Here is a 12668-nt window from a genome sequence, read left to right as displayed (position 1 = left end):
TTTTTGTAAAATTGAGCGAAACAGAATTCATGCAATACCGTAAGCCGGTTGGTTTGGGGCCATCATCAAATACATGGCCTAAATGAGCGCCACATCTGCTACAGGTAACTTTTGTACGATCCATTCCAAATGTATTATCTGATTCATCCAGCAGGCAGGTTTTATTGATGGGCTGGTAAAAACTTGGCCAGCCCGTACCACTTTCAAATTTGGTATCGCTGCTAAAAAGATCCAAACCGCAACAGATACAACTGAAAGTTCCTTTTTCGTGATTATCCCAGTATTTGCCGCTGTAGGCCTGCTCGGTACCTTCTTTACGGGTAACCGTATAGGCAATGGGACTTAATTGCTTTTTCCATTCTTCGTCTGTTTTTGCAACGGCAAATTTTTTACCAGCAGAAGCATTGTTTGTTTTTGTTTGTGCATTACAGGCCGTAAATAAAAAAGTAATTGCAACAATAAATATTTTAGTCATAATAAATCGGTTATAATTTTATAAAAGATACGAAAGACGGATCATTAGGGTTTAAGAAGACACAAATGTTTAACATTTTTAACAAAATAAAGTTTCGATTGTTGAATTATCTGAATTGGATGAATTACACGGAATAATTAAAATGACGTTTAACATGGATTTTATATTTTAGCAGCTGATCCGGTTCAAGGCATAATTAATAAAACACTAAATAATCATTTTATGGGGATGTGGAATCAGATTGCACAGTATTTATACATAAAGAAAAGAGATTCGGATACACCTAAAAATTTTTCGATAAAATTTATGCACGGTATTAACCGTATTTCTATTTTTCTTTTTTTGATAGGATTGATTATACTGGCATTTAAATTACTGCGTCGTTAAGTACTGATAGATGCTTTTGGCAGCATGGGCAGAAGCGTTTCCGCTTTTTCCCAGCAATGCTTTTAGCTCAGTATAGTCTTTTTGCAATTGCTGTTTTTTTGCTGTATCAAATAAAATGCTGGTTAATTCTGTTGTAATATTTTTTACAGTTAGATTATGCTGAATCAATTCTTTTACCACTTCCCTATCCATTATCAGGTTTACCAGGCAAATGTATTTAATGCGGATAAGCCAGCGGGCAATCTGGTAAGATATCGCACTGCCTTTGTAACATACCACTTCCGGTACTTCAAACAAAGCCGTTTCCAGCGTAGCTGTTCCGCTGGTAACCAGTGCGGCCTTTGACTGACTCAACAATTCGTACGTTTTATTTACTACAGAAGAAACATTTTTATAGGGTGCCAGCAAATCGTTGTAAAAACTTTCTTCCAGGCCTGGCGCTTTGGCCACTACAAAATGATAGAGTGGAAAATTAGCCGCTACCTGTAACATAACCGGTAATTTTTTTAAAATTTCCTGCTTCCGGCTGCCAGGTAACAGTGCAATAATATTTACCCCGTTATTTGGAAAAGAAGCTGCTTTGTAAACACTTGCTTCATTAAAATACTGCAGTTTAAATTCATCAATTACCTGTACCAGCGGGTGACCAACGTATTCCACTTCGTAATTCCATTTTTTATAAAATTCTTTTTCAAATGGCAGGATAACCAGCATTTTATCCACCGATTTTTTTATGCCCTTCACCCTGCTTTCCTTCCATGCCCATACCTGTGGTGAAATGTAATAAATCACTCTTATGCCCCTTTGTTTGGCCCATGCTGCAATGCGTAAATTAAAACCCGGGTAATCAATTAATATCAGTGCATCTGGTTTATATGCAAAAATATCTTTTTTACAGAAGTCTAAATTTTTAAAAATGGTGGGCAGGTTTTTTATTACTTCTGCAAAGCCCATAAAGGCCAGTTCTTTGTAATGCTTTACCAGAATGGCTCCTGCGGCTTCCATTTTATTACCTCCCCAGCAGCGGATGTCTGCCATACTATCAAGCAACCGTAATTCTTTTATCAGGTTACTGCCATGCAGATCGCCGCTTGCTTCACCCGCTATAATATAATATTGCATAGTTGTATAATTCCCTTGCAAATTAACTTATACGTATTTATAAAAAAATATCATTTCTTTAATGGGGAAACATTTTAACCAGGCCTATTTTCTCTTCACTAAAATAACATGCAGCACAAAAAAGAAACTGTAACCTGACTCTCCTTAAGATAAAAAACTGTTAGATTATTTCACTATCAATTTTTAAGACCGCCGGATTGCAGCGTTTTAAAACGGATTTAATTTTTTTTACTAAAAGAAAGTATTGGCTGCAATAGTAAACTCAGCACAATTACCAAAAAAGCTCCTATAACATTAAGCCATAAAAAAGAAATAATATTAAGTGCATAAATTAAAAAAATAAGTATTTCAGAAATAACAGCCGCAATAAAAACAGCATTACCGCGTACATGTTTTATCCAGAATGCCACCAGAAAAATACCCAGTATTACGCCGTAAAAAAGCGAGCCTAAAATATTTACTGCCTCAATTAAACTATTGCCCAGGTTATAGGCAAACATGGCAACAATAATACAAAAAACACCCCAGCCAAATGTATACCACCGGCTGATATTGTAATCCTTTTGTTCCGTACAATCTTTGTTGATGAATTTTTTATGAAAGTCAACTACGGTGCAGGAAGCCAATGAATTCAGGGCAGCTGCAATGCTTCCCCAGGCGGCTAAAAAAATAACGGCAATTAATAACCCTACTAAACCCTTGGGCAAATTATCAACTACAAAGCGAAGAAAGATATAATTGGTATCATTGGCATCATCGCCGGGCAAGGCTTTTTTTAAAATGGTTTTGTATTGCGTGCGCAATTCATTTAGTTTCTGTACATCCTGTTTTGCGATATCCGTGGTATATTTTTGTTCCAGTTCAACCAACGCATCTTTATAGGGAGTTTTTTTTGCTGCAACAATTTTTGATTCGTCAAAATAAATCGGCGCTTTATGGTATTGATAAAATGAAAACACCAATACACCTACCAGCAAAATTAAAAACTGCATGGGTACTTTAACAAGCCCGTTCATAAGCAATCCTACTTTACTTTCCCTATCTGATTTTGCTGTTAAGTATCGTCCCACCTGACTTTGATCGGTACCAAAATAACTGAGCGCTAAAAAAAATCCTCCAATTACGCCACTCCAGATATTGTATTTATCTTTCCAGTCAAAATGATTATTGGTGACCCCCGTGGTAATGATGTTCATTTTTCCCTGACCGCCTGCCAGTTTTAAAGCGTCGGTAAAACCAATATTGGCTGGCATTAATCTCACAACCAGATAACCTGCAAGAAACATTCCCCCAATGATAATTATCAGTTGCAGTTGCTGTGTATAAGCTACTGCTTTTGCACCACCACTCATGGTATAAATAATCAGCAAGCCGCCCATTACCAGGTTGGTATAATAAATATTCCATCCCAATAAGGAACTTAAAATAATAGAAGGCGCATAAATACTGATACCGGTTGAAAGACCTCTTGACAATAAAAATAATCCCGAAGTAAGGGTTCTGGTTTTTACATCAAACCTGTTTTCTAAAAACTCGTAGGCGGTGTACACTTTTAATTTTCTGAACACGGGTGCAAAAAATATACAGATCACAATCATGGCCAGCGGCAGGCCAAAGTAATATTGTACAAAACGCATCCCATCGGTATAAGCCTGACCAGGTGCACTGATGAATGTAATAGCGCTTGCCTGGGTGCCCATAATGCTTAGCAGCACCAGGTACCAGGGCATGCTGCGGTTGCTTAAAAAGTAGCCGTCTAAATTTTTTGTAGTACGGCTTTTGTACATACCATAAATGATAATTCCTGATAGTGTAGCAATTAATATAATCCAGTCCAGGTTACTCATAAACAGGCTTCAACAGTTTTATTGAATCAGTAATTATAATATATTTTATGTAACGCAAAAGTTAATCTTACTTAAAATACCGTGTTATAAAATAATAGGCGGCAATTTGAAACAGTAAAAAAAACAGCACCACCAGGTACCATTTTTTCCAGTATGATTTTTCCTGTTCCATAATTTATTTTAGATTATTAATACGCTCCATTATTTGATCAGTACTTACCTAGATCACCGGGTATATATGTACGTAGATATGCATATTTATAATTCAATCAGGTTCAAATATTTTTCTCTTCCAAAATTTGTAAATAAAGCTATAAAAAGCAGCAAAGGAAATGAAAAGATGATTAAATATTTAAACCGAAAAAATAATTCAGTAAAAAATGCAATACCATTGTTGAAACAAAAGCCACGAATAAAAAACCGGCATTTTTAAAACCGCCTACAGTAAATGTTTTACTTACATTTTCCTCTGTAGCAAAAGTTATTTCCTGACTACTGCACCAATCTATTTTTGCAGATATTTTATGTTGCCCAGGCGAAGTTTCCAACTGAATGAGTTGTCCGTTTCCAATTGTGCCAACTTTTTGGCCGTCAATAAAAATTGTATAATTTCTAAACAGATTCATAAATTCACGGGCTCGCTGAACTTTAACTTTAGCCATAAATTATTATTAAAAATTATTAATGATTTGTCAGTAATCTCCTAAAAGGACAAGTTCACCATGCTCAACAACCGCAGTTGTTTAATAATCTATTTAATCGAATTATTTTGTAGCTGCAATCAAGTTAGCAAATAAACGGTAAGCACCAGGTACAGCCGCCGGCAATTCTCTAAAAAATACCAGCCCGGTGTACACAAATCTTCCTTTTCCATAATTGGCAATAATCAGGCTTCCGTCCTGCTCATTTTCATTGGGGTCTTTCATACTTAAAATACGCTGAAAATTACCGTCAATATTTTCTGCATTATAAATACTTCGCTCCTGCACCCAGCCTTCAAAATCTTTTTGTGTTATTTTATTTGGATAATTTAATGCAGGATGGCCGGGCAATAAAAAATTTACGGTTGCATCTTCGTTGGTAACACGGCTGCGGCTGATATTAAAAGGGTAAGGCGACATCTTTGCCTTTACAGGCCCGATAGTATTGCTGGTATTGTATTGCGTAAGTAAAACACCTCCATCCTTTACATATTGCATCAGTGCATCATAGCTGTTGCTCAGCCATTCGTTGATGTTATAAGCCCGCACACCGGTTACCACTGCATCAAACTGTTTTAAATTAGCAACCGTACAGTCTGCTGGTTTCAACGTCACTACCTTATAGCCCATTTGTTCAAGTGCCTGTGGTACTTTATCGCCGGCACCGGCAATATAGCCTACCAGACTACCTGCAATTTTCAGGTCAATTTTTAAAACCGGTACCTGGTCGTAATAATTATAATTTATCTCAGGTATGTGATCGTAATTAATTTTATGCAGCGAGTAAAACTGGTCCTGGTGAAAAATTCTGGACGACAATTTACCCCCATAAAAATCCTTTGAATTTTTTGCAATTGCGTCACTGTTGATAGCAACATCCACAAATTTTCTTTCACCCATCTTCATGTGTAATACTGAATCAAATACTGTTACAGACTTGCTGTTGTTATTGTATTTAAATTGTACCTGTCCGTTCACCGGCATATTTGCCTGCAGCGTAAAATGAATATTCCTTTCAACGTTTACATCATCGTTTTTAAATATCAGCATGGAGGGGGCGCTGTTGATATTAACAGGGTAAATCAGTTGCACCGGTTGGTAAATTTCGCCCTTTACCGGATCAGTATATTTATAACGTATTGGCTTTATAAATTTAAAATTTTCGCCGTCAATGGTTGCACCAAATACAATACTCAGCGGATCATTTTCTGCTTTACCAATTTGCTGCTGATCAGTAATAGTAAAACTTCCTTTGTCCATTTTGTTTTCCAGCCAGTACGGTTGCGATACTTTTTGATCGGGCCGTATATAAACAGACAAGCCAAAACTGGCATTTATATTTTTTTTCAATGCGTCAAAGCCGTGATAAATATCATACATATTTACAAATGCATTGGAAAGCGCAATGCCCATCCTGTTGTTGATGGTGGTGTTAATTTTAAGACTGTCGCCCTCCACTGCATACTCACTGGCAGCCATGGCTTCCATAAATAAGCCACTGCAATATTCCAGCAGTTTTTTTATATCATTTTGCTTTTGCTCTCTCCAAAATCCATCTTTAATAGTGGCTATCTTTTTATACAAACGTACCAGCTGAGCAACACTATTTTCTGGATGTTCTGCTGAATAATTTCGGTAAATAGAATCAATCGTTCGCTGTATGTCATTGGCTGCTCCTGTTCTTTTCCAGCTAATATCAACACCATCCAATAAATCATTCACAGGCTTATCACCTTTTATGGTTACAAAATATTCAATGGCCTCACCCCTTTGTGCCGGTACGCCAAAGCCCTGACTTTTGTGCTGACTGCGGCCAAGCGCCGCCAGCTCTCCATAACTTTTTCCCAGTAAAGGATTGTATGTGCCGGCATCCAGTTTAAACTGGTCCTCGCTTTGTGTATTGGTGTTGCCAAAATTAAACGTGTTCCATAACATGCGTTTGGCCTGCCATACGCTAACACCTTGTTGTAACTGTTCGGGAAATTTTGCAGGATCTGCTGCAGCATCGAAAGCCTCCCGGGCAAGGATACCCGAAGCTGCATGATGGCCATGACCTGCCCTGCTATCTTCCGGAAAACGTGCAATGATTACATCGGGTCTGAATTTGCGGATCACCCAAACCACGTCACTCAAAATTTTATCGTGGCCCCAGGTTTTCAATGCTTCTTCGGGTGTTTTACAAAATCCAAAATCGTAGGCCCTGCTAAAAAACTGTTCCGCCCCATCAATACGTCTGGCTGACAATAATTCCTGTGTGCGAATTAATCCAAGATCTATTCCCTGTTCATCCCCAATTAAATTTTGTCCGCCATCACCTCTTGTTAAACTTAGGTAGCCTGTACGCACTAATTTTTCATTGGCCAGGTAAGCTAACAGCCTGGTATTTTCATCATCCGGATGTGCCGCTATATACAATACAGATCCCAATACATTCAGCTTTTTTATTTGCTGTAATATTTCTGAAGAAGTATATGTTTTTTTGGTTTGCGCAAACAGCGTTGCCTGCACAAAAATTAATAACAACAAACAGATCATTTGTTTTGCTGAAAAACCAGGAGCATTATTCTTTGTCAATTTCATTCTTTTTTTAATTGTTAGAGATGCAAATTCCGGCGCAAAAAAGCAGGTGTAATTGTAGCCGTAAATTTTTAGTATTCTATCAAAATTACTTTGCTAAACAAGGTTACTGCTTTTCATTTGTAGTGGTAAGGACTATGCCCGCTTACTGGCCTACAAAAAAAACTGCATTGGATAACAACAGTTTTCCATTCTCCCAGAAGCAACGAAAAATTGGGTCGTCAGATAAATAAATAATGCTGCCCTGACCAAAGTCCTGCACGCCTATTGAAGTACCATCTTTAATTTTATCTTTTACCTTGCTGCCCACAAAACCCGCTACCTTACTGTTTTTTTTTATAACACCTACATTCCATCCATCCTTTAAAAATTCATACATATTGCCGTCCTGCTTTAAAGTAAAATAGTAATTGGGATATCCAAAAGCAAGCGGATGAGAGTTGTCCATATCTAATTTATAAATTGCACCAGCAACATTACTTTTAATTCCATCATGTTCGTTTTCTTCAAAGAGTTTAATATCTGCGTACGATACTTTTTGTTCGTCTTTCTTATCTTTATCTTTTTCATCCTCTTCTTTTTTTAACTTTAAACCCCAGTCGTTATTGGCCATTTGAGTAACCGCATTTTCAATAGCAATAATTTTACCGCCTTGCTTTACCCAGGTTTTTAATGCTGCACCCTGTTCTTTATCGCTTAAAAATTTATAATTGCCGTTAGGTAAAATAATTACATCAATATTCTTAAGACTTATATTATCAAAATCATCTGCGTTGATAAGGGTAAGCGGGTAATTCAGTTGCTGGTCAAACAAATGCCACACTTCGCCTGCAGCCGATGCATCTACTCCTTTACCGGTTAACAGCACCACTTTTGGTTTACGAATGAAGTGTGTTTTACTGCTTCCAAAATCATTGCCGCTTTCCATAAATCCGGTTGATATAGCAGTTACGCTCAAATCCATTTTTTGTGCTGCGGCAGCGAATGCGGCCAGTTTGGATTCATTTCCTTTTTTTAAAACAATCAAAGTACCCCGTTGAAATTTCTTTCCATTCAGCGTAAAGTCTTTTTCTGCAAACCTTACTTTGATGTCTGCATTTAACAAAGCCGCTAAAAATTTAGCTTCTTCAAAAGAACTATAATTCACCAGGTAGCCATACGAAGTTTCGGGAATAACAGTATTGATTGGTTTTGCAATATAAGGAGTAACCGCCATTTTTTCTTTTACCGCATACGCCTGTAATCCGTATACATAAGGCAGGCTCCAGGCTGTAATATCATACGTGGCAGAATCAGCTAATTTTGTTTTTGGTTCAAATAAAACCTTTACCAGCGTACCTTTTGGCTGGTAAGTACTAATTACCAAACTACCTGCTGCATTAAATGTTTCTTCTTTGCCCGAAAAATAATTATATCCTTTTGCGTTGCTGATTGCCGCGGTGCTGTATACAATGCCATTGCCATCCAGCATTTTTTTCAGGGCATTTATCCTGGTGCTGTTTACGTCGGTAATAACAAAAGATTTGTATTCGCCCACACCATTATTTTTTTCGCTGGTAAAAAACTTACTAAACTCCTTCATCAGTTTTTCATTGTTCTTATTCACCGTCTCGATCGTACTCATGGAGGTAGTAAAATGGTGGGCAATCCTGTCTTTTAAAGTAAGCGTATCCCCATTGTTAATAATAACTGTTGATCCACCTCTTGGGCCTCCACCCTGTTCAAATGTCATACCGATGGCGCCATTGTAAATAGGGTAAGTATCGCCATAGGCGGGATAAAAAAGATCAAACACTTCTTTGGTAAAATACAGCCAGCCATTTTCATCAAAATATTTAGCATTGTTTTTTCCAATAGTTACCTGAAAATCTTTTTGCCATGGAGTAACGGCTTCGTGATATGGTTGGGCGGCTGGTGCAAAATAATAAGGATTGTTGAAGCCCTGTTCATGATAATCGCTGTGTACCTGCGGCATCCATTGATTGTACATTTTTAACCGTTGCTGTGTTTCAACCTGTGTTTGCCAGGCCCAATCCCGGTTTAAATCAAAATTATAATGATTGGTTCTTCCACCCGGCCATGGTTCCACATGTTCCCTGGACTGTCTGTCGGGGTTGGCATTTTTGCCACTCATTTGGGTAAACCAGTTTACATACCTGTCTCTGCCATCCGGGTTAATGCAGGGGTCAATAATAATCACCGTATTTTTTAGCCACTCTTTTGTATTGCTGTTTGCGGGATTTAATAATTCATATAATACCTTCATAGCCGCTTCACTGCTGCTGGTTTCGTTGCCATGTACATTGTAGCTTAACCAAACGATGGCTGGTGCATCAGTATTACCCGGCTGATCGGTCAATATACCGGTAAGCCGTAAATTATTTTTTCGGATATCTTCCAGCCTTGCAAGGTTTTCGGCAGTTGCCACATAGGCCAGCAGTAAGGGCCTGCCTTCATTGGTTTCGCCATATTGATCCAGTTTCATTACCTGGGGCATGGCAGCTACGGCATATTTAAAATAATTTACTATTTTGAAGTGAGGTGTATATTTACTTCCCAAAGGATATCCTAAAAATTCATCCGGGCTTTTAATGGATTGGGCAATAGAAAAATAACTGGTACAGGCAAAAAATAAAAAGACAACAATTTTTTTATACATAAAAAGGCTTTAGTATTGAGGTGGTTTTGATGTAAGATTATTAAAAAAAAATATTTATCATTAAAAAATACAGCAGATGAAATATCCCAGGATTGTGTTGAGTATATTATTTTATTGCCTGGTTGTGCAATGTACAGCACAAATCAATGCTTACCAATACCACTCACAAAAAAAAGTAAGCGGAGTAAAAGCTGCAGTGGTATCAGCACACCCATTGGCGAGCAAGGCTGGTATCCAGATTTTAAAAAATGGTGGTAATGCGGTAGACGCAGCCATTGCAACACAACTGGTACTGGCAGTGGTTTATCCGGGTGCAGGCAATATTGGCGGCGGCGGTTTTATGGTTGCTCATTTAAAAAATGGCAAAAACATTAGCCTCGATTACAGGGAGATGGCGCCAGCTAAAGCCAGCAGGGATATGTATTTGGATGCCAACGGTACCCCACAAATGAACTTATCGCAGGATGGCCACCTGGCAAGCGGTGTACCCGGTACCATTGCAGGATTATTTGCGTGTTTAAAGTATGCAAAACTTCCATTTAAACAACTGGTGCAACCCGCCATTGACCTTGCAGAAAAAGGATTTGCCATCAGCCAGCACCAGGCCGGTGATCTGAATGAATTGAAAAAAGAATTTGTACAACTTAATACTACCCCCTCTGTTTTTGTTAAAGAGACAGACTGGAAAAAAGGCGATATTCTTATACAAAAGGAATTGGCCAACACCCTCAAACGCATCAGAGATTTTGGCGCCAAAGATTTTTATGCAGGCGAAACTGCCCGGCTAATTGTAGCTGAAATGGAAAAGGGAAAAGGCATCATAACCCTGGAAGATTTAAAAAATTACAAAGCAAAAGAGAGAAAGGCAATGGAATTTAATTATAAAAATTGTCACATTGTTACCATGCCGTTGCCCAGCAGCGGTGGTATTATTATGGAGCAGGTTTTAAAAATGATTGAAGTTAAAAATATTGGCGCCATGAAATTTCAATCAGCCGCAAGTGTACAATTAATGGCGGAAGCAGAACGGAGGGCTTATGCAGACAGGGCGCAGTATATGGGCGATGCAGACTTTGTAAAAGTACCCGTTAAAACGCTTGTAAGCGATCAATACCTTGCGCAAAGAATGCAGGATTATACACCTGGTAAAGCAGGCAGCAGCGAAATAATAAAAGCAGGCCATATCAAAGAAAGTGAAGAAACCACGCACCTGAGTATTGTAGATAAAGATGGCAATGCAGTGTCTGTAACCACTACATTAAACGGCAGTTACGGAAGCCGCACCGTTGTTGCGGGCGCTGGTTTTATTTTAAATAATGAGATGGATGATTTTAGCGTAAAGCCCGGTGTGCCTAATATGTATGGGGCTGTTGGTACCGAAGCCAATGCCATCGCACCCGGCAAAAGAATGCTGAGCAGTATGACGCCTTCTATCGTGCTTAAAAATAATCAGCCCTTTATGGTAGTGGGTACGCCCGGTGGTACAACCATCCCTACCAGCGTTATTCAAACAATTGTAAATATTGTTGATTTTGGCATGAGTGCCGAAGATGCAGTGAACAAACCCAAGTTTCATCACCAATGGTTACCCGACGAAATTTATGTTGAAGATGATTTTAATGAGGCAACGATAGAAGCACTGAAAGCGATGGGTTATAAAATAAACAAACGCGGCGAAATAGGTCGTACCGAACTGATATTAATTACCGGCGGAGCAAAAAAAATAATTGTTGCCGTGGGCGATAAAAGAGGGGATGATGATGCGGAAGGATATTGATGAGCATTTTTTTAGACTTCGGAAGTTTTATGCAGTACGTTACAATTACAATTGGCCGCCCGGTCTATTTGCGTTATTGCAACAGTTCCGCATTTTTTAACGATGCATTTATTTACAGGAATTAAAAATTTGTTTTTTTTTAAAGTAGGGTAGTTTAGCGATAATACATGTGTTGCAAGCAATTTTAAAATGACACCACATTCAATAATAAGCATCTTGACATTTTCCATTTTTTCGACAATATCATTTGTTGCGTGTGGACAAGTGCCTAGCAAAAACTCTATAGACAAAAATCTTATAAACCAAAGCAGTGGACTTACGTTTGACACTTCTAAGACTGCAATAATTGAGTTTAACAAAAAAAGCAGGTGGCCTTTTGACAGCACCTTTAAAACTGCGACTTTGACACACAATGAATTGAACTTGGTTGACAGTTTTTTATTGGCTTGTGTGACTAACTACAACAATTCGTTAAACAAAGACCATAAACAATGGAGCATAGACTTGAAGAATCGCAGTTATAGAAAACAGTTAATAGTCGTGACGAATAAAAGCGGTCAAAAAGAAGTTTGGGTTAATTGCTTTTGTAGAGTGAACAACGACAAATGGAAAACAAGAATTCTTGCTGTTTTAGACGGCGGTAATTGCTACTTTAATTTCAAAATAAATTTAGCAACAAAAAAGTATTTTGACTTAGGCGTTAACGGTGTAGCGTGACAAAAACTGCTTGCAACAAACATCAGTATTTACAAAAAACGGGCTGATTGTTATAACTTCGGCTTCAACAACATAGCGGCTTTGGTCCCAGCTGACAGTTATCTATTTAGCTTTGGTTTTTAATTTATACTTTTAGTTCATCAATGTAGCTGCGGTTACGGGACGTTTTTCAATGCCCGTTCTTCGCAAATACTCAACGTAAGCAGCACAAGGCTTGGGCGTTATAGCGGTTGACGAACAAATCCTTATCTTTTTTCAATTAAGATTTTTTGAAGTTGAATGATCCCTGATTCCCATCCCAACACAAAGCCCTAAATCGTTGATGGCAACTTTATTGGATGACAAACCCTAAAATTTAAAAAGCAAACCAAACAAAAAATATCACTATTGAAAATGAAAAGACATT

General features: G+C 38.1%; 9 protein-coding genes. 3 read left to right on the top strand and 6 right to left on the bottom strand.

Annotation, left to right across the window (positions count from 1 at the left end; translation table 11 throughout):
- On the bottom strand, positions 1 to 475 hold a 475-nt coding region (gene msrB, locus H7254_RS16360; protein WP_301933985.1), incomplete at its 3' end, for a peptide-methionine (R)-S-oxide reductase MsrB.
- A gap of 222 nt (positions 476 to 697) precedes the next feature.
- Here msrB and H7254_RS21545 point away from each other — a divergent pair.
- Positions 698 to 862, top strand: a complete 165-nt coding sequence (locus H7254_RS21545) for a DUF6728 family protein (RefSeq protein WP_367875452.1) — start codon at positions 698 to 700, stop codon at positions 860 to 862.
- On the opposite strand, the gene lpxB is transcribed toward H7254_RS21545, so the two are convergent.
- The 5 genes from lpxB to H7254_RS16335 form a co-directional block, all read right to left on the bottom strand.
- Complete coding sequence (gene lpxB / locus H7254_RS16355; protein WP_301933984.1) at positions 848 to 1984, bottom strand: lipid-A-disaccharide synthase; 1137 nt, start codon at positions 1982 to 1984, stop codon at positions 848 to 850. The two genes, H7254_RS21545 and lpxB, sit on opposite strands and share 15 nt — an antisense overlap.
- A gap of 218 nt (positions 1985 to 2202) precedes the next feature.
- Positions 2203 to 3831 (bottom strand): sodium:solute symporter, encoded by a 1629-nt coding sequence (locus H7254_RS16350; protein WP_301933983.1) that lies wholly within the window; start codon positions 3829 to 3831, stop codon positions 2203 to 2205.
- A 344-nt stretch (positions 3832 to 4175) separates the two neighbouring features.
- Positions 4176 to 4493, bottom strand: coding sequence for a hypothetical protein (locus H7254_RS16345; RefSeq protein ID WP_301933982.1), 318 nt, complete (start codon positions 4491 to 4493; stop codon positions 4176 to 4178).
- Between the two features lie 102 nt (positions 4494 to 4595).
- On the bottom strand, positions 4596 to 7106 hold the full coding sequence (locus H7254_RS16340) for a PIG-L family deacetylase (protein WP_301933981.1): 2511 nt from the start codon (positions 7104 to 7106) through the stop codon (positions 4596 to 4598).
- Positions 7107 to 7254: 148 nt separating this feature from the next.
- Positions 7255 to 9768, bottom strand: coding sequence for a M14 metallopeptidase family protein (locus H7254_RS16335; protein WP_301933980.1), 2514 nt, complete (start codon positions 9766 to 9768; stop codon positions 7255 to 7257).
- 76 nt (positions 9769 to 9844) lie between these two features.
- Between H7254_RS16335 and ggt the strand changes: the two genes are divergently transcribed.
- The gene (gene ggt, locus H7254_RS16330; RefSeq protein WP_301933979.1) at positions 9845 to 11545 is read left to right on the top strand and encodes a gamma-glutamyltransferase; all 1701 of its coding nucleotides are present in this window, start codon (positions 9845 to 9847) and stop codon (positions 11543 to 11545) included.
- Positions 11546 to 11761: 216 nt separating this feature from the next.
- Positions 11762 to 12262 carry a hypothetical protein gene (locus tag H7254_RS16325; RefSeq protein ID WP_301933978.1) on the top strand — a complete coding sequence of 167 codons (501 nt, stop codon included), beginning with the start codon at positions 11762 to 11764 and terminating at the stop codon, positions 12260 to 12262.
- Positions 12263 to 12668: the final 406 nt, after the last annotated feature.

The sequence above is a fragment of the Ferruginibacter sp. genome (assembly GCF_014377975.1).
Taxonomy (GTDB): Bacteria; Bacteroidota; Bacteroidia; order Chitinophagales; family Chitinophagaceae; genus Ferruginibacter.
This window is presented reverse-complemented; position numbering and strand designations above follow the sequence as displayed.

Bases quoted from the DNA above. Each gene is read 5' to 3' on its own strand.
- H7254_RS21545 (WP_367875452.1), top strand. From the start codon at position 698: ATGGGGATGTGGAATCAGATTGCACAGTATTTATACATAAAGAAAAGA.
- lpxB (WP_301933984.1), bottom strand. From the start codon at position 1,984: ATGCAATATTATATTATAGCGGGTGAAGCAAGCGGCGATCTGCATGGC.
- H7254_RS16350 (WP_301933983.1), bottom strand. From the start codon at position 3,831: ATGAGTAACCTGGACTGGATTATATTAATTGCTACACTATCAGGAATT.
- H7254_RS16345 (WP_301933982.1), bottom strand. From the start codon at position 4,493: ATGGCTAAAGTTAAAGTTCAGCGAGCCCGTGAATTTATGAATCTGTTT.
- H7254_RS16335 (WP_301933980.1), bottom strand. From the start codon at position 9,768: ATGTATAAAAAAATTGTTGTCTTTTTATTTTTTGCCTGTACCAGTTAT.
- ggt (WP_301933979.1), top strand. From the start codon at position 9,845: ATGAAATATCCCAGGATTGTGTTGAGTATATTATTTTATTGCCTGGTT.